We start from the raw sequence: 26,591 nt of genomic DNA, 5'->3' as shown, positions 1-26,591 counted from the left end.
GAAAATATCCTATTATGGAAGTTGCATGATCATAATAGGAAGTGGGGAAAATATGAAAAAGTTCGTTACTATTTTACTATCTTTAGGATTACTTTTGGGGTTATCCCTCGGTGTGACTGATACTGCTGAGGCAAAAGTAAAAATCAAAACTTACAAAAACTGTACGGCTTTGAACAAAGACTTTAAAGGTGGCGTGGCACGTACGTCTAAAGTTAAAAACAAAGGCGGCAAAACGAAGTACAAGCCATATGTATCAAAGGCCCTTTATGACGCTAATAAGAAAAGTGACCGTGATAAGGACTTGATTGCCTGCGAGCGTTAATCGGAAAATACCCAAGAGGACTGATGCTCTAGTCCTCTTTTATTTTCGCCTTTTTCTAAAAATTTACTGCTTTTTAGAATTCGCCCATAAAAACTGAGATTCGCTCATGAAAGACTGAAATTCTCTCATAAATACCTAAGATTCGCCCATAAAACTTAAAAATTCGCCTATTGATTGGGTATATCATTAAATTAATCATAAAAGTCTATATAATGAAGTGTAATTTTACACAAAACATCAATTAATAAAGGGGAAAACCCACCTTTTCAGTGAATCAATCCGATATATCAGCGGATTTCATAAGTTTATCAGCGATTCTGCAATTTTATCAGCGATTCTGCAATTTTATCAGCGATTCTGCAATTTTATCAGCGAATCCAACCATTTTATCAGCGATTCAAAAAAATGCACCAATCCTTTAGAAAAAGAACCAAAAAAAAGAACCCTCGGGCTCCATATTAATAATTATTATTACTCTGCTTTCCACATCTGATGCATTTACTAGTGTAATAACTGTACTTATGTCGCCTGCGAAAGAAACACAGGATGGATTTAAACTTCAATTAGAACACCCCTTTTGAATGATTAAATCCGGCAGCCCAGCCATCATAGTTTCACCTTAGATCTGTGGCTTTGCGTCCCTACTTTTCAATAGGTTTGCCTTTATCAGATATAGTATAACTATGATTAAATAGTAGCACTGTTGGAATATTTTTGGAAGGTAAACAAATCGACTTCAATCGACAAGATTGTTAATTGCACATAAAAAATACACCTCATAAAGGTGCTTTGTTTCTTTTGATAGAATGATGTTGTTAGGATTCCTACTTAAAATCTTTCCATGTAAAATCAACCGTTAAAACTCCTACATGTTTTTCTTTAGCAGGTTGGTTCATCTTTTTAGTTGCCAATTCTGGTTTTCGAAAGCAAGTCAGTTCTTTATAGAATCCAAACATACGACAAATTTCAGGTCTTACCGAATGGATTCCACATCGATCATTATGTATATCATAGAAAATACAGGTTCCATAATATCTGTTTTGATTCTCTAGCTCTAATCGTATTTTAGTAGGCATTGATTTAATTTTCTTTTTTATTTTCTTTAGCTCGCTTGCAGTGACAAGAACAGGACCGCAGCATAATCCCTTGCACCCTTTACACGGTAACTGTTCCAATAGACAACCCCCTAATTATTTAGACGACAAAAAACCTGATTAGGATCTGCTAGTCAGGCTTTGGGTCAAAATTTATTTTCGAGTTAAATATATTATAACATAGTTAAGTAGTTCAATAATATTACTAGTAGAGTTGCCTACTTGAATAAGGAACCAAGTTTGGCAGCATGAAAATGGAGTGTTGACTTATCCCCTGCCTATTTGAAAGACTTTTCATGCTGGAGCAGCCATTCCTTTCTCCACAAGCCACCAGCATAACCTGTCAATTTGCCATTTGAACCGATAATTCGATGACACGGAACGACGATGCTTAACTGATTTTTGCCATTTGCACTTCCTACTGCTCGAATGGCCTTTTCATTTTCAATCATCACTGCGATATCTTTGTAAGAACAGGTTTCAGCAAAGGGAATTCTTGTTAAAGCGCTCCACACAGTTTTTTGAAAATCGGTACCTTTAAAGATATAAGGAAAGGTAAAGGTATGGCGCTTTCCTTTAAAATATTCATCCAATTGCTCAAAACAATCCTGGAGGACCTTTGGAGTCTCTTCATCTAAATGGTTAACAATACTGTCCTGTTCAGTAAACAGGATGGAACAAATAGCCTCCTCTGTACTCACTATTTCTAATACTCCAACCGGAGATTTGTAATCTAATTTATACTCTTTACTCATAGAAAACCCTCCACCTGAATCTATTTCATTTCCCCCGCCTGTGAATTCATACTTCTATATTCACTAGGGGAACATTGTTTTAAACTTCGAAACACCTTATAGAAATTGGATGGACTACGGAATCCAACCTCATAGCAAATCTCAAGGCCCCTTAGATCTGTGCTGATTAGAAGATGCGCTGCTTTATCGACTCTTATTTTTTCCAGATATTGTCGTGGAGTCTCTTCGGTTTCCTTTTTGAAAAGTCGTTCAAGATAATACGAACTTACTCCGACATGATTGGCAATATCCTGTAATACGAGGTTTTGTTTATAGTGATTGACTAAGAAAGCAATGACATTTCGGACAAGTCCGATATGCGGGGAATGCTCTACCTCTGGTTGACATCTTTTGCACGCACGATAACCAGCTTTCTCCACTTCATTGATATCCTGATAGAAATCCACATTTATTTTTTTCGGTTTTCTAGATCGGCAAGAAGGACGGCAGTATATTTTAGTGGTTCTCACCGCCGTAAAAAATAACCCATCATATTTACGATCACAAGAAATGATTTTCTCCCACATTTCTTCAAAAGTAAGATCAATCGTATCCATCACTGAACCTCCTGTCATTGCTAAACTAGTCCTCATATAAATGCGCTGTATCGTTTAACGCTACTAATTGAGCCGCGTTGTTCTCTAAAAAGGCAATCACTTTATCCGATAGAGCATTTCCAAAGCTAAAACGTTTCACTCCTACCTCTTTAAGCTTATTACAATTCGTTAGTCCAGGTAAAGATAATACGTTTAAAGGCGCACTTACCTTCATTTTGTTTCCTCCTAATGTGTGTTGGACCCATTTTAACAAGTTTTTGACCTTCATTTCGTCCTCATTCTTGCTCTTATGGTATTAGGAAAAAACTAGAGAAGTCTCCTCATAAAAAAAACATCCTAAATATAAGATGGTCATGTGACGGAAAGTTGCTTTGCTTTCATAAAGTTTTCTCTTATCAACAAGTTTCCAAAATATCTATTTAAACTGCTGTCACATCCATCCCCCCTATCTCGTCTTGAGTGATGAAATAACTTTTAGGAGGTTATCTTATGACTCAAAAATGGGATGTTGTTATTGTTGGTGGTGGATTAGCGGGTTATGTGGCAGCTAATTATTTATCTAAAACCAACTTATCCATATTAATAGTAGAAAAAGGAAAGCATGTAGGTGGAAGGGCTAGAACAAACAAGCTGAAACAGCAGTATTTAAATCTTGGCCCGCATGCCCTATATAAAAAAGGAAAAGCGGTATCTATTCTCGAAGAATTAGGTATTCATCTTCCTGGAAAATCACCCAAACTAAACGGTATCTTAATTGAGAACAATATCGAATATGCTGCACCGCTTTCTCCTTTTGAACTTTTTACAACAAGACTATTGAATGGAAAAGAGCGGATTGAATGGATGGCAGCTTTGTTGAAACTGATGAATACAGATCCTGATAAGTTAGCAGCGCAAACCTTCCAACAATGGGTGAAGCAAGTAACTCACTCGAAAATAGTGGAGTCATTGCTATATGTACTTGGCCGACTTTCCACCTATTGTCATGCCCCTGAAAGGGTGAGCGCAAAAGTAATGGTATCGAATATGAAAAATGCGATGGGCGGTGCACTTTATCTAGATGGCGGCTGGCAAACGATTATCGATCAGCTTCACAATCGAGCAATCCTGTCAGGCGTTCAGGTTCAACCCCATACCCTTGTTAAACAAATTGACCCGGCCCAACTGGATCACTTTAAGTTAGTTCTGTCCAATGAAGAAGAAATTCTCGCAAAGTATGTAATTTGTACAACCGGCCCTCATGAACTGAATGAAATGTTAACGGAAAAAGTTAATTCTAAAAACAACTTTTTTGCCCAAATAACACCTATACGAGGGGCAACGTTAGATGTTGCGTTAACCAAGCTACCCAATCCAAAGCGATTGTTCGCCCTGAGCATCACGGATCCACTCTATTATTCCGTGCATTCAACCTATGCCCGCCTCTCTGATGACACAAATAGTGCGGTTCTTCATGTATTTAAATATCACCATCCAGATGATCAAATAGATGGAACAAGTGTTAAAAACGAGCTTGAACAATTCTTAGATAAGCTCCAGCCAGGTTGGCAGCAATATGTGATTACAAAACGTTTTATCCCTAACATTACAGTGAATCAGCGCTTACCCCAAATTGGAGATGAGCAGAAGCTGCAGCGTTCTAAAACAGAAATTCCAGGATTATATATAGCAGGAGACTGGGCTTCCCCCGACGCTATTTTGGCAGATGGAGCCTTCAGCAGTGCGAAACAAGCAGCGGAAGAAATCATTTTAAACGAAGCGAGGAAAAATAGTGCAAATTACGAAAGAAGATTACCAACTCTTTAAACCATTATTGTTTTCCTTAGGTTATCGGCTGTTAGGCTCAGTAGCGGAAGCAGAAGACTTGGTCCAAGAAACGTTTCTAAAAGCTTATCAAATGGATGGTGAAAACATAAATAATAAGAAAGCCTATCTCTGCAAAATAATGACAAACCATTGTCTTGATGTGTTAAAGTCTGCACGGTATAGACGAGAAAAATATGTGGGGCCATGGAATCCTGAGCCATTATTAGTAGAGAAATTACACGCCTTTGACCCATCTGAAATTGTGATTCAAAAAGAAGGCTTGAGTATGGCCTATTTGCGAATGATGGAGCATCTGGTACCAGACGAACGAGCCGTCCTCCTATTAAGAGAAGTATTTGATTTCCCATACTCAGAGATTGCTAACATCATTGAAAAGAAAGAAGAAAACTGTAGAAAGATTTTTAGCAGGGCTAAGCAAAAGCTCACACTTGTGGAAGATGAAAGCTTACACTACGAGAAGAATAAGTCACTAGTTAATCGCTTTATAGAAGCGTTTCAAACGCAAAATAGGGATGCTTTATTAGAACTTATCTCAGAAAATGTCACACTATATTCTGATGGCGGCGGAAAAGTTAAGGCGGCGGTACGTCCTGTAGTATCCGTATCCAATGTTTTAGCCTTGTTATACGGAGTCATCAAAAAGGCCTCGAAAGACTCTTATTTTGAAGTGAAAAATGTCAACTATCAACCAGCCATTGTGGTATACATGAATGGTAAGATTCAAAGTATCCTTAGTTTTTATATCCATCATGAAAAAATAATCGAAATGTATATAACCATGAATCCTGATAAATTACCTGTTGATTAAGAACAAAGAAAAACAGTGTAACCTTACAGGGACAACGCGGATGTGTTGTCCCTTTTTTTAATATAAAGCTTCTGGGAGTATCACTTTATATAATTCTCTTTCAATCTTCGACATAATCCGAGCAGTGCCAGGCACTTATTTACGCCTATTGTTTTGGGGAACCAGGTGGATAATAATATGGCGGAACCTTCAGCCACCCACGTTTACGCATAAGGGTTTTTAATGTTGTTCCGTATGTTGCCCATGCAAGATAGAATTGTAACCACATGATCCCGACATCATTTCTTACAGCATCTGCTTGCCCTTTAGAACAAGCCTGCAAACATGTAACTACCTTGAATGCCACACCATTGGCTATTTCATTGTCCGTTAACTTTACCCCTAAAGGAATATCATTTGGATCAGAGTTTGGTTTTGGGGATGTTACATCCGGTAAAGGAATTCCTTCTTTTTTCATAAATTCACTTATTTTTTTTACTTGTGATTCACATAATTGAACTACGTCCTTTAACATTTCTGTTACTTCATCATCAGTCGTTGTGTTTAATCCTGATTCCTCATAACGTATGAATTCTTCCATCAAAGTTAAATAAGTCCAACAGTCTCCTGCTTCAATGATATGTAATGGAGATTTGGGTTCGTTTGTTGAATCAATCGATATTTTAAGCATATTAAAAATCGCTTCAAAAGGATTAGGCATTTTTACACCTCCTAAATAATATCATTCCACATTAATTGTAAAAAAATGTAACAAAAAGAAATTATTGTCCTAATTACATTACTTTTCATTTCTTTCTTCAACCCGCTTCGTTAAAAAGGTTTGAATAAAGATATGCACAATTTAAAAAAAAAGGACCTTCAAATGAAGGCCAAATTAGAACAAATAGCTTGCCATTAGAAAAGACCAGCTTCTCTGGCTGCTTCGATACTATTTCTAGCAAACTCAAACGGATTCCCTACATTTTCCCAGTGCATATACATTAAACGAGGATCATCAAATAGCCAATGGTTATGAACCGCTGTAACGATAATTCCTCGTGCTCTTAAGGCAGACATGAACGGGTTAATTTCTTCTTGAAGAACAACAGATTCACCTAAATTAAGGGTTCTACCATTTTGGTTATTTTCAAAGGAAAGAGCGAATGGAAGGGCTAATGGGGAACGAGTACGACGACCTAAGATAGTAGCTCTGATATTACGAAGACGCTGAACGACACAAACAGGAGCTGCAACAATAACTTCGCCTCCAATAATATCTGCAAGTCTTTGACAGGTTGACATTTTCATCCCTCCTTTCATATTTTATCTCTATAATTTATGCAGGAGAGGAAAGGCTTGTCTAGACTAATCAAAAAAGATTTCAATAAAGTTATCCTCTTCTTTAAAAATCATTCCACTAGTTGTGGCAATTCCAAATTTCAAATATTTTGTCAAATGTGGCCATCTTTACCTACTCCTTCCCCATTGATTATTCATATGATAAATAAATGGAAAAAAGGGGAATGAAAAATGGATTTAGACCAGTCAAAGATATTTTTTGATTATATTGTTGTAGGGACTGGACCTGCTGGTGCAGTTATAGCTAAGACACTTACGGATGATAAAAAAACTTCAGTTTTAGTTTTAGAAGCTGGAGAAAATAATGATCGGGATAAACCAATTAGAGATTCTAGGTTTGCTCTTGAACTAGAAGAGAGATTTTTTCCACAGTATTTTTGGCAAGGAGAAGGCGTACCGCAAGAAGAGGTGGATGAAAGAACATTTGAATGGACAACAGGTCGTCTTTCTGGCGGGGGATCTTCCATCAATGGGGAACAGTATGTCAGACCAACACCTTCTGTTTTAAGAGAATGGGAAAGACTTTTAGGTTCATTGTGGTCACCTGAACAAGCAATTCAAAACTTTAAACAGTTAGAAAATTATCATGGCAAAACGAATAATCCAGAAATTCATGGCTTTAATGGTCGTCTAAATATCAGACAAGCTCCTGCTAACCCACCAAGTGTGACGAAAAAATTGGTTTCAGCAATAGAACAAGCAACAGGCTTTGTTAAAATTCTCGATTATAATGATCCTAGAACTCCGCTTGGTCCTTTTAAGCGCTGGCAATTATATCAAAAACCAGATGGAGAGCGTGAAAGTTCTTCAACTGCATTTTTATCTTCAGATATTATGACTCCCGATGGAATTGGAGTAAATGGTCGAAAATTAAGGGTTTTTTATAAATCTACCGCTCTCCGTATTCTATTCGAGGGAAAAAAGGCAATTGGAATTGAATTTCTCAAAGAAGGTCAAAAGGTACAAGCATTAGCCAGCAAAAAAGTCATTATTTCAGCAGGGATAAACAGTGCCCAGCTTCTAATGTTATCTGGAATTGGGCCTTCAAAAGAATTACAGCAGGCTGACATACCGGTCGTTTTTGATAATCCAAATGTAGGAGAATTTTTAACGAATCATACCTTAAACACCGCTACTTTTACGATGAATCAAAAGGATATTCCTGAGCTTCAAAAGGACCCGTTTGCCCTTTACACAGGTGGAGCCTTTTTGCCTCACCCTCTTTCCGGAAAAGGCAATCGCCGCAGAGCTGTACAACTCATCGGAATTGTAGCAGAGGGAAATTTAACTATTGCGATTCTTTTTTTACAACCAAAAAGTCGAGGAACTATTAAAGTTCAAAATAATGATCCTTTGAAAATCGTCCTTGCTGATGAAGGATTTCTTGAAGACGATGATGACCTAAAATCTATTAAAGCGATTTATAGGACTTTTATTAAAAATATTGCAGAAAAACTTTCTAAAATTGATCCAACATACCAGCTGGTGAATCCAACACTTGAAACCATTGATAATGATGAACAACTTGAAAGCTTCATTAAAGAAAACTTCGGCCATAATCACCATCAACAAAGTTCACTGCGAATGGCACCATTTAATATGGGTGGAGTCGTTGATCGTTTTGGAAGAGTACATGGGGTCAATAATCTAATTGTTGCGGATGCACAGATTATTCCCTTTACTGTTGATGGCAACACATCAGCCGCTGCATTCCTAATTGGCTATACAATTGCAAAACATTTAATAAATGGAAATCTTAATTGAATTATTTCATTAACGAATGAACGCAAATCATATCAATTAAAGAGAAGGAGCTAGTCCGACGCTTGGATTAGCTCCTTCTTTTTATTATCAATAATTCCCTCTTTTCCCCAAAACCACCGCTATTACTAATAAGTTTGCTTGATGTTCTTGATTGACCTTTTTCAATCTTTATACTTGATAAACAAATGTAAGTCAATTATCTCTCCCAGGCTTGTAGTAATATGGATCGCCTTTATGATCCTTAATATCATTATTATCTATAAATAACTTTCCATCTTCCAAAAAAGTTGCTAATATAATATTCCCTATTTTTTCACCCATTTTTTCAAGCTCTTCCATTAGCCAATCTTGGTCCAAATGCAAATATTTTAAATTATGGTAAACAATCTGACCGTCCATTATCAGTGGAATAGGAAGATATTCTTTCTTCACTTGTAAATTTAAATCATTGGGTTGGACTGGTCGGTATTCCGACTTAGGGATCACACTAATACTTCCTGTTTGCTCCATCACTGCAATGGCAATACTTTGGACATCTGTGAACCCTTTAACTCTTAAATGTGACAATAATTCATTAACAGTCATACGCACCTTTTTCAGTCCTTTTCTATCAATATCACCGTTTTGAATTAATACCGTAGGACTTTCATATAAAATCCATCGTAATTTATTATGTAAGGACACGCGTATAAAAATTTTATATAAAATTACTGTGATTCCAGCATAGATTATAGCCTTTCCTAGATTACTGTCTTCAACGGGCGTACTAATAATATTAGTAAGGACAAAAATATACAATAAATCAAAAGTATGCATTTGGGATACCGCTTTTTTTCCTGTCACCCTTAAAAACAAATACCCTGCAATAAAAACGATAAATGCGCGATAAACGGTTTCCAAATTTTCATCTCTCCTAAAATTTATTACATTTTAATCATCGCCCATATAAGCATAAGGTTAGTATTAGGAGTTTCATTTGTGTTTAATCCTAAAGAATTATTTATTAAAGGTAGTAAAAGACACGGAGTAAACAGGTTTCTATAAGTGCCAATTCCTTCAGCCCTGCATACTTACTCATAATTCGATCCCCCCTTAAATATATCTCTGTATGATATGATAATTACGATTCGTTAACCAGTTAATCATTTCGGTTAACATTTGTATTTAATCGAACCTATCGAAGGGGGAGAAATTATGTATAAGCTGCGAGGTCATCATCTTTTTTGCCTTTTGGGCTATCGGGGAATGGGGTATTCCCAAGAATACGTGGAAAATATGACAAGACTGCACCAAACCTTGAGAGATAACCCAAAGATGAGGATTCAACTTGTTAAGGGTCCTGACCAGTTGTGTGAAAAGTACCCAAACTCAGGTGTGTACCACTGCCAAGACATCAATATTTATGAACGAGATGCCGTTATTTTAGAGAAATTAGGGCTTAAAATCGGACAAATTCTGAATTGGGAAGACATTGAGTCGAGCATCCGAAAGTCTGTCATCCCCTCCGATATTCAAATTGTGTGTAAATCGTGTTCCTGGAGGTCATATGGAGTTTGTGAGGAAGGAATTCAAGAGATTATTGAAGGGAAGGGCTTAAGGGAAGTGAAATAAGCCTTCCCCTTTTAATCACTGATGCACCTAAAATAAAGAATCGGTAGTACATCAAGGATGGCATTCATTACTGTCTCTCCGTTGAAAGTTTTTTTCTATCATCTGTCAATGGCGGCTGTTCAGCCCATTTGTATTTAATCATAATATTCATGCCATCTTCCATGTACTGTGCCATTTCAGTCAAGAGCCTTGAAAAATGGATTCCCAAGTCTATACGTTGGCATGTACCAATACCTGTACCGTACGAACCTATCGTTGTTGAACCTAAGACGGATTTATGATACATCATAAGACAGTCAGAAAAAGGTGCTGTTGTTGATTGGGTTACTTCCGCTTCCTCCGATTTTGGTTTTGGAAGATGGTCCTGGGCCAAGATTGATTCTAATATTTCAATGTGTTTATTATAAATTTCGACACCACGCCAAAGATGAAGTTTCGCTTCTTGAGTTTTAGCCACTTGAGAGAATCCCATGGTAAGTGATTTACTTAATTGGATCTTTTTTAAATCCCAATACAAATTACTTATCTCAATACAATCTAATGGTCTTTTTCCTCCAAATATCCCTTCAATAAAATTATACTTTTCAATAAACTCAACTTGATCGGCAGGATTAATGAATGGTGGTCTAGATACAATTCCTTTTTCCAATAGTATGTCTAAGGAATTGTTGAAAAGCTCCATTGTTTCAATCTGGCATTGGGCAAAATAATTCCGTACGTCCCTTCGCATATTGGTTGATAATGCAGCAGCATATCCAGTCAAACCGTTGACACTCATTATGTAGGTATAACTTAAAAAGAATTCGTCTGAATACAAGCGCGGAGCCGATAAATCTACATCATCATCAGTAAATCCGTGAGGAATAGGAAATTTTTCTTTGTAAAAAAAATCCTTAATTTTTGTAATGTGTGCCCCAGCTAATTTCAAAGCAGATTCCAATATGGGGCGAATAGATACATCTTCGACATATTTGATCATGTATTTAAAAACACATATCGCCATCGAGTCATTCTGATACTGTGACCAAAGATTTGCGATTTCAGGAGCAGTCAACCTTGCGTGATGTGGAGTTTCTTTGCTTATCTTTTCGAACATGTCCAAGATTCCTCCAAAAAGACTATTTTATTTGATATTTTTTACAATTCCCTTTAATTTATGTGTTGTTCAACTAAAAGCCCCGTTAGAACCACAGATTCGTATCATTTATCAGCGGAGATTATAGTTTTATCAGCGAGAAATGCCATTTTATCAGCGGTAAATAGCATTTATCAGCGAAAAATAGCATTTTATCAGCGAATCCAAACAGCAACCATCTTTTGAAGTAATTCCTGCAAAAATTGAACACAATAAAAGAGAAAATTAAGGATCGTTCAACTGGGGGTACATCATGTCAAACATCGGGAAAATCGTTGCAACTACATTGGTAGTCCTTTTAATATGGAGTGGCATGTCAACAAAAGAGGTCAGTACGGCGGAGATACAAGCACCGCAAATTGTGGGTGAGTTTGGAGTCGCCATTAATGCCGTTACTGGCGAGATTCTTTACAATAAAAATAGCCATTCAAAAGCTTATCCTGCGAGTATGACGAAAGTGTTAACGGCCACTATTTTAGATGAACGGATGTCAGCCGGCGAAATGTTAACGGTCAGCCCCCATGCGGCCAATCAAGAATGTATCTGTTTCGGTCTTAAAGCAGGAGAGAAGATTTCTAAACAAGATGCGATGAAAGCTTTAATACTATTAAGTGCGAATGATATTGCCGTAACAATTGCGGAAAACGTGGCTGGCAGCGAAGAAGGATTCGCCGAACTGATGAATCAGAGGGTCAAACAATGGGGCCTCAAAAACACTCATTTCGTTACACCCAATGGTCTTCATAATCCAAACCATTATACAACTCCTTACGAGATGGCTCTTATTACAAAAGAAGCCATTAAACATCCCGCCGTTTTAGAGGCCATGTCTACCCAAACGATTAAAATTAAAACAAGTCGGCAAGAAAAAAATATTAGAAATCTAATTAATATTCATAGCCAACCAAATGTCATTGCTGGAAAACCAGGGTTTACTAATGCTGCCGGGCATACGCTAGTGGAATATTTAATAAAGGACAATAAAGAAGTCATCTCTGTAGTCATGATGAGCAATAAAAGGTCAAAATACCGCGATATACAAACCATGGCAAACTATTCATTTGCTCATATGAACACATCAAAACCAGTTTCCGAAGGTGATATGGCGGAGTAGATCTGCGTGTGGCAAATGAACCTATCGTATCACACGGACAAAATGGACTTAGATTTATAGATGACCACATAGATATTAGGCACTCAAGCCATCAGATCACCCCTCTTAGCAGTTACAAACCATTAAAACGTTACCATCTAAATCTTTAAAATTAAAATAGGCAAAATCACCAATACGCTCTATTTCTTTAACAATTGTTATTTCGTTACTTTTAATGAAATTGTAAGCCTCATCAATATCTGTAACGAAGAAATTAAATAAAACGTGATCCGAGGGTTTTAATTTAAACCCTTCCTCGAATGTATGATCATCTAATGTAAGGCCAGTCTCGGTTGTAACAGGTATGTTATAAACAGGAGAGACTATATTATCTTTATTGAATGGTACTCCAAGTAGATGACTGTACCATTTTACCGATTTTTCTAAGTTACTTACATGGATAAAAACATTGTTCACTTTACAGGAAATTGGAGAAACTGCTGAATTCATAAACTTCTTTCCACCTTTACCGTTAGTATTTTTTATAGATTCAACAAATACAAAAAAAAACCTTTAAAAATTAAGGCTTTTTTGGCAAACATTGTTGTTTTCTATTAAGTTTAAACTCCAAAACGGTTCAATTTGGTGTAAAATTACACACTTTCAGTGGATTAGAATGATCTATCAGCGGATTTTATAGTTTTATCAGCGGATTTTATAGTTTTATCAGCGGAAAATAGCATTTTATCAGCGAATTTTATACTTTTATCAGCGGATTTAAGAGATTTATCAGCGAATCCAAAAAACAACGACCTTTAGAAAAGAGCCAAAATTAAAAGGTTTTGTTTTATCGCTTTCATCTGGTGGTGATAGGCACTGAAATCATCCATGAATGACAAACTTCCCTAAATTTCATCAATTTTCCCTTCCAATCAAACGTTTGATTAAAAGTCTCCTCAGCAAGCACCGATCCTGAATTTTCCCTTCAAAAGCCTGAAAAGAATGTCGACACTGTCTTCCAACTATGCCTCTTTTAAAAGGAACCTAAGCTTAATTTATTTTAAACTTTTTCTTCAATATCGCCCCAATCAAACACGCCATAAGTGTTTTTTCCTTGCAATTTAGCTTTATACATAGCTATATCAGCATTTCTAATTAATGTAATTGCCTCTGTTCCATGTTCCGGATAAAAAGCTAACCCAATACTTGTGGAAGTATTAATTCGAATATTATTAATGGTAAAGGGTTTATTTATCTCTTCTATGATTCTCTTAACAATTTTTAAAACCGATGATTTATCAGTGTTGGGTAAAAAAATCACAAATTCATCTCCAGCATAACGTGAAATGGTATCCTCTTTACCTAAGCAATCTAAAAGTCGATTTCCCATTTCCTGTAATAAGAGATCACCAACTCCATGACCATAATTGTCATTGACCTGTTTAAATTCATCAAAGTCTAGAAAAATGACTACACCTGGTTTTCTTTCATTTCCTAATCCTTTCAGTGAATCAGTTAATTTTTCTTCAAAATATCTCCGATTTGACAGTCCAGTCAACGGGTCATAATAGGATAAGGTTTTGAACTTTTCTTCTGCCGCCTCTAATCTAATCCTTTGTTTCATTACAATAAAGAGAAATGGCGTAAAAATTACTGTAGTAATAATGGTGCCGATGAACTCTTCCTTCCCAACCAAAGGTATTTTCCAAAACCAATGGATAAATCTATATAAAATATTAAACTCAGATACTTTTATTAACAGTAAACCAATTAGGATAAAAATTACTTTATTTGACCACTTTGTATATTTATTTTTTCCTTGTTCCAAATGAGTCATCTCCAATTTAGTCAATCCTTATAACAGATTACTAAATCTTAATGACTACTTCAAATGAAGTTTTCTTGTAATAGATGTATAAATCCCTTTCCTATGTCCTAATAGAACCTGAATGCATTCCAACGGCATACCCTTCATGGCTATATGTGCAGCATATGTATGGCGTAACGTAAATTGGGTGTTTTCCTATATTTTATATCAATGCTGGTTTGGAAGATCGTATAGAGTGTCCGTAATATGATTTTTTATAATTACATTCCCGTTAGTTGTTATAGCGGCCAATAGACCAATTGCTAGAATAATACTTACCATCTTTTTCAAAGTCATCTCTCCCTGATAATTTATAACACTATAATATATCATCTAATAGTATCACTAATTTTCCATTTTACTGGATTTAAATGGAATATTATTGGTGAAGTACCGAAATTTGTAAATTTTTTGATATTATATAATCATAGTTATAAAACATGGAGGGATAGTTATTGAACAAGGCAGATATAATTGGAAAGCAAATAAAGTACCTTCGTAATCAAGCACAGATTACTCAAAGTGAGTTAGCAGATGGCATCGGTACGCAAGCTCAGATAAGCAGGATAGAGAGCGGTGATGTAATACCTTTATGCACCACACTATATGAGATTGCTTATAAATTGGGAGTAGACGTTAACTATTTCTATAATCAAGCATATTATCCAAGATATGATTATGTAACTGAAATAAAATATCAAATTAGGAAAGCGATTCGAGAACGAAATTATAAAGAAGTTGAGCACCTGATTCAAACAGAGGAAGGACACCTAGCGTTTAAGATGCCGTCTAATCATCAATTTATCCTCTGGCATAAGGGAATAATAGAGTATTATTTAAGAAAAGATGTTAATAAATCATTCACCCTCCTAGAAACAGCTTTTATGATTGGAAAAGGAAAGAATAATACTCTTCCTACTTCCATACAGGACATTGAAATCTTAAACAGCCAAGCTATCATTTTTAATGAAATTTCGGATTACAATCAGTCTTTTAAAATATATAAGACTGCGTTAAATCATTTAAAAAACATGCCGGAAATACCAGATAAGAGAGTCGTCATTCGTCTTTATTATGGAATTGCTAAATCCCTATTTAAATTAAAAATCTTCGAAGAATCCATTTCTTATTGTGACAAAGGGATTAAGCTCTGCTTGAAGGAAGAGTTGCTTTATTTATTAGGCGAACTTCATTATGAATCTGGTCAGAATTATCAGGCTTTAAATAATTACTTTAAATCCTTAGATCATTATTCGCGCGCTAAAGAATTATTTTATTTGTCCAAAAAAGAAAGTTTCTTTGAAGTTACAAAAGAAAAAATATTCCAAATAAAAAATATTATGAAAAATGACAAATAACCCGATGCTGTTATTTTGATTATTTATCCTTTAAAAAGAAAACGACAGCAAATGACTTGCTGTCCCTTGGATTACAGTATCACAAATTTTTAATAACCAGTCACCGAACCTGAGTATCTTGTTGATTTAGCTTTGTATAGAGGTGGTTTATCGTACCCTGTCGGCACTGGAACTTCCGTTACAACAATTCTCCAATCTCCACTTCCTGTACTACCAGTTAATGTCACCGCTGAGGTGGAAGTTACAATCTTACTCGTTACAGTAGACCACCAAAATCCATTACTTCTTTGTAATTTTACTTCTACTCCCGGCTTGCCCGCAGTTTGAATAAATTCATCAACCTTAAATTTCACACTGACTGAGTCCTTAGTGGAGTAAAAGTGATGATAATTGGAAGGTACAGAAGTAGTACTTGGTGTGGTAGTACCACTAAAATTCGTAATAAGCACCTCAGCGGATGCAGGACTTACACTAAACCCAAACATTATTAATAATGCTAGAAATAGTGAAGACAGTTTAAAAGACATATTTTTTGCCAACTTTTCCAACCCCTTTTTGTGAATTAATAAGTGATTTTTGCTGTTACAATCCTATAGCTTTGAGTGGGGGCATAAACATCAACTATTAACGTTGTGTAATAGTTAGCAAAGTATTTAAGCGCTTTAAATCTACCCTCGCTAGTCACTCTGCCCACTTTGGCTGAACTTCCATTGATAATTCCATCTAATCCTTCTTTTGTTGTAGAGTGAGATTTTTCATACATAACACCAGTTAAATCTGCTTTAGCTGTCAGACCAGTTAAATAATCACCATTCCAAGAGAAGACTCCACTGACTGCATGAGAAAAATTAAACCCGCTGGTATTTGCTACATATGCCTGATACTCTTTGGAACCAATTGCGGCTATTGATATTAAAGAAGATTGTAATTGACTTTCTTTCAAACTAGCTGAATCGATTATCTCCTTTTCCTTAAATCCTACTGTTAGGTTTTTTCCTTTTACTTCGAAGTTTTTTTCACCATCAGCTAGTTTTTTATTAGCTTTATCTACTAGTCCTTGGAGTTCTTGATTTAATACTTCAATCTCCTTGGCTGTAGGATAATTGTCGTTTTTAGCAGCGCTTGCTCCATTTACAGACAAAAGTAACATCAATCCAAAAGTTAATAGACACACAATCTTCTTCACTAATATTTCCTCCTTAATTTGATCCTAGCTAGGAATGGAAAAGGTATACCTTTATTAGGTTATGAGCTCATTACCATTATCTGGGTTATTCTATTAATTGTCACCGCAATCTCTTCAAGGAACTCCGCAAGATTTCCTTGTGGATTTATACAATTTTGTAGGGTACTACAAATATAAATATATTTATATCTAACTAAAACATCGGGAGAAAAACAGATATATTCTGTCTATATTTGTAAATATATCGCTGAACTGACCATTTTACGGATTTCACTAAATTCAAATATTCTATTAATATATTAATTAGTGAAGGAGGAGTTAACATATTCTTTCAGGGGGATGTGGAATATGACGAGGGTGTTAATTATTAATGAAAACGAACTCTTTGGAAAAGGAATAAAACAGATTCTGGAAAACGAATCAGATTTTAAAGTTACTTTTTTGCAATTGTTTTCCTTAGACTGTCAAAATACGAAGGTCCTTTCCAATTATGATATTTACTTATTAGAGACTACTTCCTTAGAGTTTGTAAATCGAATTTTGAGAACAAATGATAAGGCTAAAATAGTCATGTTTTATGATATATATACATATCACCTTAAGCAGTTTGCTGGCTTGGGTATAAGTGGATTTATAAAAAAATCAACATCTATTACTGAACTTATACTAACTTTACAACTTGTAAAACATGGCCATGCTTTATATCCCTTACCCATACTGAAACAACTAATTGCTTCTCAAAATAATCCTTGCCATGATGATCACAACCTGGATAGCATCTTATCAAAAAGAGAAATGGAAATACTACAATGTATTGCAGCAGGTAAAAACAACAGAAAAATCTCTGAAGAATTATTTATGAGTTTGCGTTCTGTTGAATACCATTTAACTAAGACATTTAAAAAATTGAACGTAAATTCTCGTTTAGAAGCTCTATCCAAAGCAATCGGTCTTAATTTAATAAGTATAAATAAATAAGAGTTTTCCTAAACTGAAACTATAGTTTAATCACTAATGAAAGAGGTGCCGCAATTTTATGGGTATATATATGATTATATTTGTTTTTTTTGTATGCTTTTTAATTAGTGCTGTTTTAAATATTATCCTTAAAATGACCAGCAAAACTAATTGGATAATATCGTTCCTTTTAAGTCTATTTCTGTCAATTGTAATAGTTGTAGTGCTAGAAGGATAAAACCATAGTTATAGATCTTGAATTTTATCATGTTAGATACTATTTATAATAGAGTGGTATGGCAAATTTGAATAAATGTTAAGGACAGTCGTTTTAGTTACGATTGTCCTCGAAATTGAAGTATTTTATTTACAAAGTATATATGGTAGAATTGTTTTTTTATACTATGATAAATACATAGTTTTTTTATTTGCTCTTATGAGCCTGAATGTGAAGTTAAGCACTCTATTTGAGATGCACATGAGTTTATTAGGAAGAATCCTAGCAAACCTGTCATTTCTCTTAGAGTGCTTTTTTGTGTTTACCAAAGAAAGTTATAACAGAAGATATTTTTTACAAATGGAAAAAAGAAGCGTGAATCCTTCTTGGATCAACGCTTCCCTTAAATTACATTAATTTACATTTCAGCTCATATTACTAAATTCAAATTGAGGGATCCTTACCTGAAAATGTGTTCCTGCAGGAGTACTATCCATAATTTGAATATCTCCCCTGTGTTCAAAAATTATTTTTTTAACAAAGGGAAGGCCGAATCCCATTCCTTCATTTTTAGAGGAAATAAACGGATCGAAAATACTTTCCCAGTTTTGTGGAGGTATTCCTGTTCCGGTGTCATATAAATTAATAATAATGTTTTCTTCAATAAAGTCAGTTTCAATTCTAATTTTCCTGTTAGTGCATTGTTCTGCCATAGCTTCTGAACTATTTTTTATTAAATTGATAAATACTTGTTTAAGGTATGTTCCATTAACATAGGCCATTAAATTCCGATAATTTTTTACGAATTCAATTTCAATCTGCCGTTCCTTTATGATTTCATTTGAGAATTGAATAGATAATTCTATAATCTTGTTGATATCTTCCATTTTAAAATCCATTTTTGAGTGTTTTATATATTCCCGATATTCATTCGCTAGATTTTCTAATTGCTGCGCTGCATTCTCTATCATTTCTAATGAGCTCTTTTCAAAATCATTTCTAGGGAAGTTGCCTTGGTTCAGCAATTTCGAAAACCCCTTAATCACTACTACGGTATTTTTCATTTCGTGTATTAAACTTCCTACTAAGTTTCCCGTATAATCCATCTTTTTTTGTCTTTCAATTAAATTATTATATTGAATGGTCATGATCGTATTTAGTTTAATAAATGCCAGCAAGATAAGCACCGAAAATATAATAACTCCTATACTACTTGCAATCGCTCCTGTTCCTGGAGAAAAATTAATAAAACCTGTAATAAATAATAAAAGGGAGCAAAGAGAAAACGTCCTTAAAAAATCTTTCATGTTTTTATTAAGGATTTTTTTAGATAAAAGAAAAATCAAAAAGAGGAACAATAAAAAGCTACTCATATGAAAAATATATAAAAAGAATAACGGTCCGTATTCTGGAAAATAAAATGTTGTGGAAGAATGGTAAAAGTGTTCTACTTTTAACCCTTTTATCCCCAAAGACGTCCAATTAACAATAAATATGATTGTACTCCAAATCAAGAGAACAACTAGAGTTTTTCTTGTAAAAACAATTCCTATAAGCTTATTAAAGTGTCCATCTTTAAAAGTCGGGGTATATTTTTTAATAATCGTATATGCAACATAAAAAGTAACAGGAATGGCGAAAGTTGGAGCAATACGGAACAATCGGAACAACAAAAGAATAACTCTTTCGCTGAATAGATTATTAAAATAAAGTATGCCAATGTCTGCCTGCCAAATACTTATTAAAATCATATAAATCAATAACCCGAAAGATAATTCGGAACCCTTAAAGAGTCTCCTAACAGAGAGTGCTAAAACAATAGGAATAATCCCAATGGTCAAAACTAGTAATCCTATAATCATAAGATGTTTCTCCTAACGTGATATTCAGTGCCCCAATTATTATGTTCAAAAAGATGAACCTCTTTATTTCGATTTCCTAATCAATGCACAAGCGTTATTACCCCCATATCCATGATTCGTTACAACCACTTCATCTATTTTTTGATATAGAGTAGAAGTAACAATATTCATTTTCTCGTAACCTGTTTTAGAGGTTCGAATGGTAGGAGGTATAAAAGAATATTGTATACTTAAAATAGATGAAATAACTTGTATTATACCAATTGCTCCAAAAGGATTACCAATCATACTTTTTATCGAAGAGTATGGAACTGTATGGTTAAATAGTTCCTCAGAACATCTCTCCTCAATTCGATCAGTTAATTGAATTCCAAGCGCATTACTATTAATATAATTTGGTTGACTATCGCTCGTTAATTCTTTAAGTGCTTGTATCATCTGATCGCCATTTGAATCTAATGAAAAAATAGATACCCCATCATTATTAGAAATAATGTTTACAATTTCCCCTTTAATATCCGCTCCTCTTTCTTGTGCATCACATTCTCGCTCCAACACAATTACTCCAGCAGCCTCAGACATAGCAAATCCATTACTGCCCTCTTGAAAAGGTACAGCACCTGCTTCAAGACTTTGGTTTAATGGGAGAACTTTTGTTTTTGCAAATGCATAGGTAGTTGCTTTACTTATTGGGCTATCCGTCCCTCCAACAATGGCCACATCAATTAAACCACTTTTTAAATAAATCATCGCTTCCTGGATTGCCTCTAGACTTGAAGTACACCCAGTTGTAATCGTTTTTGTTATTCCCTTTGTACCAATAAAATGACCGATTGAAGCAGTGATACTATGATAATTAGCATAATGTGCAAATGTAATAGGAATCTTTCTGTAATTGTTTTCATTTGCGTACATAATGGACTCTTGAAAAGATGACTCTCCACCAGCTCCTAAGGATATTCCAAAAAAAAGGCCGATTTTTTTATTTTGATCTATATCTAAATTAGCACATTTAATTGCATTTTGGGCAGCAAGTATACCAAGCTTAGAAACTTTTGGCAGTCTTTTTAGTTCTTTATTTAATTCTAATTCTTCCATTTCATCTTTAACTAATCCAATAATATTTGTCTCAAGATTAGGTCCTGAATTTTCACTAACTTCTAAACAACAAATTCCATTTTTTAAGTTATATAAAAATTGTTCAATGTTTTTCGTATTTGGGGCTATAATCCCATATCCTGTACAAACTACTTTCATTTTTAAGTGCCACCCAACTTGAAAAATAATATGATTTATAGCTATTTTAATACATAACTAGTCTAAATCAGTATTTTTCTTAAAAGTATTTACAGGAATATAGTCCCATCTGTTTAATTTAATTTTTACTCCATTAATCATTGTAGGTCTAATCAAGGCTGCCCTTACTCTAAAAAATGATGCCGTCACTGGCAGGATAATTTTTCAGTATCCGTTTCACCCATGACAAAACACACATAAACTAATGATGACTTTACTAATTATTTATCTAGGGAGATGACTGTATTTTGTATAACCCTTACCAATACAATCCTTATCATCATAATCAAAATCAGCATTATAGGCCAGACCATTATAAACACACTGTATTAAGAAACGTTGAACCTCTTGTTCAATATGGATTACAAGAAGCAAAACACACTTCTTTGGTTCATGCCTTACGAGAGGTTGCAGCGATTACGTACCTTATGGGTATGGGATATGAACCTGTCGTAGCCCGCATGATGGTTGAGTCTTGGGAAATCAACGAGGCATTTTATCCAGGGCAGCGGTATCATTCCTAACCCTTCAAAAGGTAATGAAGCACCGTATACACGGTGCTTTCTTGTAACTTTCCTGGCAATGGTAAAAAAAGCGTTAACCCTTTATGAATTAAACTCCATTTATAAACTTAAAAAAAGGCTTTTTCGCAAACATTGTTGTTTTCTATAAAGTTTAAACTCCAAAACGGCTCAATTTGGTGTAAAATTACACCCTATCAGGGAATTAGAATGATTTATCAGCGGATTTTATAGTTTTATCAGCGGAAAATAGCATTTTATCAGCGAATTTTATACATTTATCAGCGGAAAATAGCATTTTATCAGCGAATTTTATACATTTATCAGCGGAAAATAGCATTTTATCAGCGAATCCAAAAAGCAACGATCCTTTAGAAAAGAGCCTAAAAAAAGAAACATTGTTTACGAAAAAACCAAACCCCAAAAAAACACATTTCTTTGGATAGGAATGTGCCTGGTGAATCAATTATTTTCCCTTCGTAAATGCATCAACTATGAATTCCAGCTGATTTTCAAGGGATATGGCATCATTAAACCAGAAGGACTCGGATTCAAATTGAATAACGTTATTTTTTTGGACCGCAGGGATTTGTCTCCATAAATTAGTCTTCATAAAGGGGCCTTCCCCCGATTCCGCTCCGACACTGTATTCAACAGTCGTCTTTAGTTCATTTAAAAAATTATTCTAAGGATATAAAGGATTAAACCGTTGTTTCTATTTAATCCAAAGATTTTTGGGTTCTCGATATCTCCTCGTCGATTCTTCCGATCTCTGCTCGTGCTCGTTCTCTAAGAGTCACTAGCTCTGTTTGGACCTTAAGTATTTTTCTTATCTTTTGATCAATTATCTCAATTTGGCTATCGAGGATTACTAAGCTTTCAGTTATTTTCCCCCTTCGTTCTTTTGGATTAGATACCTTTTTATATTCCACTTTCTGAATTTCTAACATGTCCGTGAGTGAAATGAACTGCCGTAGTTCTTGCAACGTAAACCCTAATATTTCTTTGGCGGTTATAATTCTGTTTAAAAATTCAACATGTTCCTGTCTGTATAGTCTAGTCCCTCCTTCACTGCGATCAGGGGAAGGTAAAATACCAATCTCTTCGTAGTATCTAATTGTCCGTTTACTCAAGCCGCTTTGTTGTGCTACATCATCAATTTTCAATAACTCATCCATCAAAACCGACCTCCTTCTCAAATTATATGTACATTCAAATTTAACGTCAACGTTAAATTTATAAATGGTTTTTCATAACTCTGCCGAACGTTTAAATGTAGTACTGAATGCATTGATAATTGCTCCAGCCATGCGAACGAAACCCACAACCGAGTGTAGTCGAATATATTTTGTAAGCACGGACTATTTTCTTCATTAAACACGCTATTCTATTGGATAAAATTTTGAATGAAGGATTTGACTTAATATGAATCATGTTCATATCCAGGAATAGAAAGTCATATATTTTATTAGACGTTAATATTGACGTTAACGTCAAATTTTGAAGGGAGTGTTAATTATGTGGCAACTTTGGCTCACTGGTTTGATTGGCATCTGGCTCATCATTTCGCCATGGGTGTACGATTTCTCCAATAATGCAGGTGCACTCTGGAATAGTATTATTTTTGGAATCATCACCTTAATCCTTGCAATTTGGGCAGGCGCGAACAAAGATAGCAGCAATAAATCCTAGTCGATTTTTAACTGGACGGTGCAGGGGCAATTCCTAATGGTTTTCCCCTGCTGTTGTCTGTAAGGAAAGGTCTAAGAAGGATACTTGAATAGGTTGTTGCAGTAGTGGAACGTTGTTTCTTATGTAGCGAATGATTTTAATAGTACAGAGGAGGAGCTACTATGGACTACACAATCCGTAAGCTAAGCACAAAGATGTTTACAGGTCCGCTAAGTGTAGTAGAGGAACAGGTTAACAATTTTTTAAAGTCGCTGGATATGTTGAATTATGTTGATATTAAAGTGGCATATTCGGACGTAGGAATGATTTCTGTAGTAGTAGTATACAAGGTAGTGCAAAAACTTAATGTATAATATCCTATACTAGCACAAAAAAAAGCTGTTAATTGTACAGCTTTTCTTCTATTACCTTCTGCAGCACCCTTATAATTCTTAGGAACTTTAATTTATAGAGTTTACTTTTCATCTGAAAGATCTAAGTCCCATCGTTCTTCAATTAATTCCGATCCTGACCATTCATGGTTTGGTTGTTCTTCTGTTAATCTAAAATTATACTTTTGATAAAGATAACGAGCCGTGACTAAAATACTTACTGTCCATAGAAAAACATGTTTGTAGCCTTGTTCTTTACAGAATTCGATAGCAGTCTCCATAAGTTTCTTGCCTATACCCATACCATGATAATTTTCATCCAATACAAACCATCTTAGTTGGGCAACGTTATTGTTGAATTTAGTAATCGCAATTGAACCAACCATTTTACCATCTACTTCAGCAATCCATAATTCTCCTCCATCATTATGAATCAAAAATTCCGTTAATCCCTTCATGACGTAGTATTCGAACATCCTCCCAAAATTGTATGTTTTGTCGTACATCCTTCCATGAAGGTGTGCAACGAAACCAACATCACCTGGCTGAAACGTTCGAATGGATACTTCTGACCTAGAAGAATATTCTTTCGCGAATATGGATTCAATGGCCTCCATGGAACTTGTTAATTTAGTCAAATCACTTTTAGACATTGAATGTATCATTTTATCTACTTCAATATTGGCGTTTTCAACCAATTGATTTAAAATTTCTATACCATAGTCAGTAAGATAGAGTAAGTATTGACGTTTATCGTCTGATGATTGCTCTTTAAAAATGATTTTTTCTTCCTCAAATCTTTGCACGATTCTGCTCATATGTCCACGGTCGATTCCGAGATTTTCTCTAACGTCCGTTGCAGTACAACCATTTCTAATACTAATTTCGGTTATAACCCGTGCTTCTGTTAAAGGAAAAGGTCGATTATAGATTTCTTGATCGATCTTACCAAGAACATTTGCATAATATCGATTGAACTTCCTAATCTTTTCTACATATTGAATCGTTTCCATCTATTATCTCCTTAATATTTAGAAAATTTAAAACTAATAACATCATAAGGAATTTAGTTGATTTAGTCAACTAATATAAAGTAGATTTTTTTTAATTTTAATGTTTGGTATGCTGTATTTTCTTTACGATTAAGTTCTCCCTTCCTTTTGTTGTTCAGACTGACTTCGTAATTAAAACCAACAAGCACCTCTTGGGGTTAAGAGGCGCTTGTTGGTTTTAACACGATATTTTTTCTTTGCATCGATTAAGACAATCGATATCAATGTAAAGTTCCAATCCAAGTGTCAACCGTCTGCACATCTGCTTGGCGTGGAAATACCTTTTCCATTAGAACGCGGTGAACCTCAGAATCAGCATCGAGACATGCATCCGAAAGCACTGTAATGGAAAAGTCTTTATCCGCCGCTTCCCTCAATGTTGATAATACGACTCCACTTGTAGCAATACCGCTGAGAACAAGTGTGTTAATTTGTTGGGAACGAAGGATGACTTCAAGATTACTGCCAGCAAATGCGCTAAATCGATACTTCGTTATAACTGGTTCATTGGCTTTGGGCTGAACAGATTCGTGGATTTGTGTTGATGAATCAGAAAGTGTCATCCCACCATTTTTAGAAATGGCTAAGAATGCCTTATTTTGTGGGCTTACCTCCAGATACCCTTCGCTAAATCCTACTCGAACAAAAATTACTGGAATATTATTTTGACGAGCAGCTTCAACAGCCTTTTGAAATGGATGCAGAACTTCTGCATTTCCTGCGAAACGGGATACAATACCATTTTGTAGATCCATTACTAACAATGCGGTGTTCTTATTTTGATTTTGCATACGCTCTAAACTCCTCCTTTTAAGATTAAAATTAAACGGAGACCTCTCCGTTTGTCAAGAAAGCCCTTTATATGTTTCATTTAAGTAATTAATTTCCGCCCAAAAAGGTTCCCTAATTTTGAGAACATTTCTACATAATAAACTTTATTAAATCTGTACACTGAGTTTACAAGGCCTTAATATTCGGATGATATGATTGGTTTATCAACGAATGAGGAGGCAATATAGATGAATGTGCGTGCAATGTTTATTGATATGGATGGTACACTATTAAAAGCCTCAAACAACATTTCAAGCCGAAATATGGAAGCCATTTATAGTCTCATTAATCAGGGAGTCAAGGTTTTTCTAGCTACTGGTCGACACTATGAAGTAACCGCTCCTTACCATAAAGAAATTGGATTACGAACTCCTATGATCTGTTTGAATGGTGCCGCTATTCACGATGCAGAGACAGGAAGAGCTATACAAATGAAAACAGTCCAACTGAACGATGAACGATTCCACCATCTGACCGCTGAAAATCCTTGTAATATTATTATCCATACAGCAAATGGGCTTTATTGTAGGGAAACAAATGAAGAAATAGATTATTGGACAAAAGTTGGGCAAATTCCTCCCCGGTATATTGGAGATTTAAGACAAGCAAATTATCAAGATGTTCTTAAATATAGTGTTCGAACCGGTACACCAAGTTATGAATTATCCGCTTTGTTTAAACAGGAAGCAGATATCATCAATTGGAATGACGGGTTTGAACTGGTTGCACCTAATGTTTCCAAATGGTCTGCTATAAAAAGCTTACTTCGCGCATATCGAATCAGTCCCAATGAAGTCGTAGCCATTGGGGACGGACCCAATGATATGGAGATGCTTCGTCATGTCGGTACTGGTGTGGCAATGGGGAACGCAAGCGAAGAGGTTAAAGCAGCTGCTGATTTTGTTACAGGACACCACGAAAATGATGGATTAGCTGAGTTTATAGATCGTTATCTGCTTAAATCATATGAATCATATGTGATTTAGGGTTATTCTTAAAATAACTTTTTGTAATAAAAAAATGACAGGTGTGATCTAT

At 35.1% G+C, this 26,591-nt stretch carries 30 protein-coding genes, 1 pseudogene and 1 riboswitch; of the genes and pseudogenes, 12 read left to right on the top strand and 19 right to left on the bottom strand.

Annotated elements, in window-relative coordinates:
* The first annotated feature begins 52 nt into the window (after nucleotides 1-52).
* Nucleotides 53-322 (top strand): excalibur calcium-binding domain-containing protein, encoded by a 270-nt coding sequence (locus ACJ004_RS27755; protein WP_410896315.1) that lies wholly within the window; start codon nucleotides 53-55, stop codon nucleotides 320-322.
* 590 nt (nucleotides 323-912) lie between these two features.
* Nucleotides 913-994: riboswitch (cyclic di-GMP riboswitch) on the bottom strand.
* 152 nt (nucleotides 995-1,146) lie between these two features.
* Here the strand turns inward: ACJ004_RS27755 and ACJ004_RS27750 are convergent.
* The 4 genes and pseudogenes from ACJ004_RS27750 to ACJ004_RS27735 all read right to left on the bottom strand — a co-directional run.
* Nucleotides 1,147-1,497, bottom strand: coding sequence for a YkgJ family cysteine cluster protein (locus ACJ004_RS27750; RefSeq protein WP_410896314.1), 351 nt, complete (start codon nucleotides 1,495-1,497; stop codon nucleotides 1,147-1,149).
* A 197-nt stretch (nucleotides 1,498-1,694) separates the two neighbouring features.
* Nucleotides 1,695-2,171, bottom strand: coding sequence for a methylated-DNA--[protein]-cysteine S-methyltransferase (locus ACJ004_RS27745; RefSeq protein ID WP_410896313.1), 477 nt, complete (start codon nucleotides 2,169-2,171; stop codon nucleotides 1,695-1,697).
* Nucleotides 2,172-2,191: 20 nt separating this feature from the next.
* Nucleotides 2,192-2,767, bottom strand: a complete 576-nt coding sequence (locus ACJ004_RS27740; RefSeq protein ID WP_410896312.1) for a bifunctional transcriptional activator/DNA repair enzyme AdaA — start codon at nucleotides 2,765-2,767, stop codon at nucleotides 2,192-2,194.
* A 25-nt stretch (nucleotides 2,768-2,792) separates the two neighbouring features.
* Nucleotides 2,793-2,975 (bottom strand): annotated as a pseudogene (locus tag ACJ004_RS27735) (isocitrate lyase/PEP mutase family protein); the annotation flags it as partial.
* 281 nt (nucleotides 2,976-3,256) lie between these two features.
* Here ACJ004_RS27735 and ACJ004_RS27730 point away from each other — a divergent pair.
* Both ACJ004_RS27730 and ACJ004_RS27725 read left to right on the top strand, forming a co-directional pair.
* On the top strand, nucleotides 3,257-4,573 hold the full coding sequence (locus ACJ004_RS27730; RefSeq protein ID WP_410896311.1) for a phytoene desaturase family protein: 1,317 nt from the start codon (nucleotides 3,257-3,259) through the stop codon (nucleotides 4,571-4,573).
* Nucleotides 4,539-5,402: an RNA polymerase sigma-70 factor gene (locus ACJ004_RS27725; protein ID WP_410896310.1), complete on the top strand. Its 864-nt coding sequence runs from the start codon at nucleotides 4,539-4,541 to the stop codon at nucleotides 5,400-5,402. Before ACJ004_RS27730 ends, ACJ004_RS27725 begins: the two co-directional genes overlap by 35 nt.
* 145 nt (nucleotides 5,403-5,547) lie before the next feature.
* Here the strand turns inward: ACJ004_RS27725 and ACJ004_RS27720 are convergent, their stop codons facing one another.
* The gene (locus ACJ004_RS27720) at nucleotides 5,548-6,102 is read right to left on the bottom strand and encodes a DUF3231 family protein (protein ID WP_410896309.1); all 555 of its coding nucleotides are present in this window, start codon (nucleotides 6,100-6,102) and stop codon (nucleotides 5,548-5,550) included.
* Nucleotides 6,103-6,296: 194 nt separating this feature from the next.
* A complete protein-coding gene (locus ACJ004_RS27715; RefSeq protein ID WP_410896308.1) occupies nucleotides 6,297-6,683 on the bottom strand; it encodes a DUF1259 domain-containing protein in 387 nt (128 codons plus the stop codon).
* A gap of 228 nt (nucleotides 6,684-6,911) precedes the next feature.
* On the opposite strand from ACJ004_RS27715, the gene ACJ004_RS27710 reads away from it, so the two are divergent.
* Nucleotides 6,912-8,504 carry a GMC family oxidoreductase gene (locus tag ACJ004_RS27710; protein WP_410896307.1) on the top strand — a complete coding sequence of 531 codons (1,593 nt, stop codon included), beginning with the start codon at nucleotides 6,912-6,914 and terminating at the stop codon, nucleotides 8,502-8,504.
* 192 nt (nucleotides 8,505-8,696) lie between these two features.
* On the opposite strand, the gene ACJ004_RS27705 is transcribed toward ACJ004_RS27710, so the two are convergent.
* Complete coding sequence (locus tag ACJ004_RS27705; protein ID WP_410896306.1) at nucleotides 8,697-9,404, bottom strand: DUF421 domain-containing protein; 708 nt, start codon at nucleotides 9,402-9,404, stop codon at nucleotides 8,697-8,699.
* A 294-nt stretch (nucleotides 9,405-9,698) separates the two neighbouring features.
* Here ACJ004_RS27705 and ACJ004_RS27700 point away from each other — a divergent pair, with 294 nt between their 5' ends.
* The gene (locus ACJ004_RS27700; RefSeq protein WP_410896305.1) at nucleotides 9,699-10,115 is read left to right on the top strand and encodes a DUF1284 domain-containing protein; all 417 of its coding nucleotides are present in this window, start codon (nucleotides 9,699-9,701) and stop codon (nucleotides 10,113-10,115) included.
* A 67-nt stretch (nucleotides 10,116-10,182) separates the two neighbouring features.
* Here ACJ004_RS27700 and ACJ004_RS27695 read toward each other — a convergent pair whose 3' ends face one another.
* Nucleotides 10,183-11,211, bottom strand: coding sequence for a DUF3231 family protein (locus ACJ004_RS27695; protein ID WP_410896304.1), 1,029 nt, complete (start codon nucleotides 11,209-11,211; stop codon nucleotides 10,183-10,185).
* A 292-nt stretch (nucleotides 11,212-11,503) separates the two neighbouring features.
* Between ACJ004_RS27695 and ACJ004_RS27690 the strand changes: the two genes are divergently transcribed.
* Nucleotides 11,504-12,364, top strand: coding sequence for a D-alanyl-D-alanine carboxypeptidase family protein (locus ACJ004_RS27690; RefSeq protein ID WP_410896303.1), 861 nt, complete (start codon nucleotides 11,504-11,506; stop codon nucleotides 12,362-12,364).
* Nucleotides 12,365-12,469: 105 nt separating this feature from the next.
* Here the strand turns inward: ACJ004_RS27690 and ACJ004_RS27685 are convergent, their stop codons facing one another.
* The 3 genes from ACJ004_RS27685 to ACJ004_RS27675 all read right to left on the bottom strand — a co-directional run bounded on the left by ACJ004_RS27685 (nucleotide 12,470) and on the right by ACJ004_RS27675 (nucleotide 14,501).
* Nucleotides 12,470-12,853, bottom strand: a complete 384-nt coding sequence (locus ACJ004_RS27685; protein WP_410896302.1) for a VOC family protein — start codon at nucleotides 12,851-12,853, stop codon at nucleotides 12,470-12,472.
* A gap of 550 nt (nucleotides 12,854-13,403) precedes the next feature.
* Entirely contained in the window at nucleotides 13,404-14,171 is a 768-nt protein-coding gene (locus ACJ004_RS27680) for a diguanylate cyclase domain-containing protein (protein WP_410896301.1), read from the bottom strand.
* Nucleotides 14,172-14,378: 207 nt separating this feature from the next.
* Nucleotides 14,379-14,501, bottom strand: coding sequence for a hypothetical protein (locus ACJ004_RS27675; protein WP_410896300.1), 123 nt, complete (start codon nucleotides 14,499-14,501; stop codon nucleotides 14,379-14,381).
* Nucleotides 14,502-14,665: 164 nt separating this feature from the next.
* On the opposite strand from ACJ004_RS27675, the gene ACJ004_RS27670 reads away from it, so the two are divergent.
* Nucleotides 14,666-15,568 carry a helix-turn-helix domain-containing protein gene (locus tag ACJ004_RS27670; RefSeq protein WP_410896299.1) on the top strand — a complete coding sequence of 301 codons (903 nt, stop codon included), beginning with the start codon at nucleotides 14,666-14,668 and terminating at the stop codon, nucleotides 15,566-15,568.
* An 89-nt stretch (nucleotides 15,569-15,657) separates the two neighbouring features.
* Here ACJ004_RS27670 and ACJ004_RS27665 read toward each other — a convergent pair whose 3' ends face one another.
* Together ACJ004_RS27665 and ACJ004_RS27660 are read right to left on the bottom strand one after the other, a co-directional pair.
* Nucleotides 15,658-16,107: a hypothetical protein gene (locus ACJ004_RS27665; protein ID WP_410896298.1), complete on the bottom strand. Its 450-nt coding sequence runs from the start codon at nucleotides 16,105-16,107 to the stop codon at nucleotides 15,658-15,660.
* Nucleotides 16,108-16,130: 23 nt separating this feature from the next.
* A complete protein-coding gene (locus ACJ004_RS27660; RefSeq protein ID WP_410896297.1) occupies nucleotides 16,131-16,754 on the bottom strand; it encodes a hypothetical protein in 624 nt (207 codons plus the stop codon).
* A 348-nt stretch (nucleotides 16,755-17,102) separates the two neighbouring features.
* Here ACJ004_RS27660 and ACJ004_RS27655 point away from each other — a divergent pair, with 348 nt between their 5' ends.
* Complete coding sequence (locus ACJ004_RS27655; RefSeq protein ID WP_410896296.1) at nucleotides 17,103-17,732, top strand: response regulator transcription factor; 630 nt, start codon at nucleotides 17,103-17,105, stop codon at nucleotides 17,730-17,732.
* 621 nt (nucleotides 17,733-18,353) lie between these two features.
* Here the strand turns inward: ACJ004_RS27655 and ACJ004_RS27650 are convergent.
* Nucleotides 18,354-19,790, bottom strand: a complete 1,437-nt coding sequence (locus tag ACJ004_RS27650; protein WP_410896295.1) for a sensor histidine kinase — start codon at nucleotides 19,788-19,790, stop codon at nucleotides 18,354-18,356.
* A gap of 63 nt (nucleotides 19,791-19,853) precedes the next feature.
* Nucleotides 19,854-21,047, bottom strand: a complete 1,194-nt coding sequence (locus ACJ004_RS27645) for a beta-ketoacyl synthase N-terminal-like domain-containing protein (protein WP_410896294.1) — start codon at nucleotides 21,045-21,047, stop codon at nucleotides 19,854-19,856.
* A 287-nt stretch (nucleotides 21,048-21,334) separates the two neighbouring features.
* Between ACJ004_RS27645 and ACJ004_RS27640 the strand changes: the two genes are divergently transcribed.
* Nucleotides 21,335-21,610 (top strand): hypothetical protein, encoded by a 276-nt coding sequence (locus ACJ004_RS27640; protein WP_410896293.1) that lies wholly within the window; start codon nucleotides 21,335-21,337, stop codon nucleotides 21,608-21,610.
* Between the two features lie 463 nt (nucleotides 21,611-22,073).
* On the opposite strand, the gene ACJ004_RS27635 is transcribed toward ACJ004_RS27640, so the two are convergent.
* Nucleotides 22,074-22,220: a hypothetical protein gene (locus tag ACJ004_RS27635; protein ID WP_410896292.1), complete on the bottom strand. Its 147-nt coding sequence runs from the start codon at nucleotides 22,218-22,220 to the stop codon at nucleotides 22,074-22,076.
* A 106-nt stretch (nucleotides 22,221-22,326) separates the two neighbouring features.
* The gene (locus tag ACJ004_RS27630; protein ID WP_410896291.1) at nucleotides 22,327-22,785 is read right to left on the bottom strand and encodes a MerR family transcriptional regulator; all 459 of its coding nucleotides are present in this window, start codon (nucleotides 22,783-22,785) and stop codon (nucleotides 22,327-22,329) included.
* Nucleotides 22,786-23,125: 340 nt separating this feature from the next.
* Between ACJ004_RS27630 and ACJ004_RS27625 the strand changes: the two genes are divergently transcribed.
* Together ACJ004_RS27625 and ACJ004_RS27620 are read left to right on the top strand one after the other, a co-directional pair.
* The gene (locus ACJ004_RS27625; protein WP_410896290.1) at nucleotides 23,126-23,299 is read left to right on the top strand and encodes an SPW repeat protein; all 174 of its coding nucleotides are present in this window, start codon (nucleotides 23,126-23,128) and stop codon (nucleotides 23,297-23,299) included.
* A gap of 161 nt (nucleotides 23,300-23,460) precedes the next feature.
* Nucleotides 23,461-23,652 (top strand): hypothetical protein, encoded by a 192-nt coding sequence (locus ACJ004_RS27620; protein WP_410896289.1) that lies wholly within the window; start codon nucleotides 23,461-23,463, stop codon nucleotides 23,650-23,652.
* Between the two features lie 101 nt (nucleotides 23,653-23,753).
* On the opposite strand, the gene ACJ004_RS27615 is transcribed toward ACJ004_RS27620, so the two are convergent.
* Together ACJ004_RS27615 and ACJ004_RS27610 are read right to left on the bottom strand one after the other, a co-directional pair.
* On the bottom strand, nucleotides 23,754-24,683 hold the full coding sequence (locus ACJ004_RS27615) for a bifunctional helix-turn-helix transcriptional regulator/GNAT family N-acetyltransferase (protein WP_410896288.1): 930 nt from the start codon (nucleotides 24,681-24,683) through the stop codon (nucleotides 23,754-23,756).
* Nucleotides 24,684-24,943: 260 nt separating this feature from the next.
* Nucleotides 24,944-25,513 (bottom strand): cysteine hydrolase family protein, encoded by a 570-nt coding sequence (locus tag ACJ004_RS27610; RefSeq protein WP_410896287.1) that lies wholly within the window; start codon nucleotides 25,511-25,513, stop codon nucleotides 24,944-24,946.
* 228 nt (nucleotides 25,514-25,741) lie between these two features.
* Here ACJ004_RS27610 and ACJ004_RS27605 point away from each other — a divergent pair, with 228 nt between their 5' ends.
* Nucleotides 25,742-26,539: an HAD family hydrolase gene (locus ACJ004_RS27605; protein ID WP_410896286.1), complete on the top strand. Its 798-nt coding sequence runs from the start codon at nucleotides 25,742-25,744 to the stop codon at nucleotides 26,537-26,539.
* Nucleotides 26,540-26,591 lie beyond the last annotated feature (52 nt).

This window comes from Neobacillus sp. 204 (assembly GCF_046562815.1).
Classification (GTDB): domain Bacteria; phylum Bacillota; class Bacilli; order Bacillales; family Cytobacillaceae; genus Neobacillus.
Note: the sequence above shows the minus strand (reverse complement) of the source record. Positions and strands in the feature narration are given on the sequence as shown.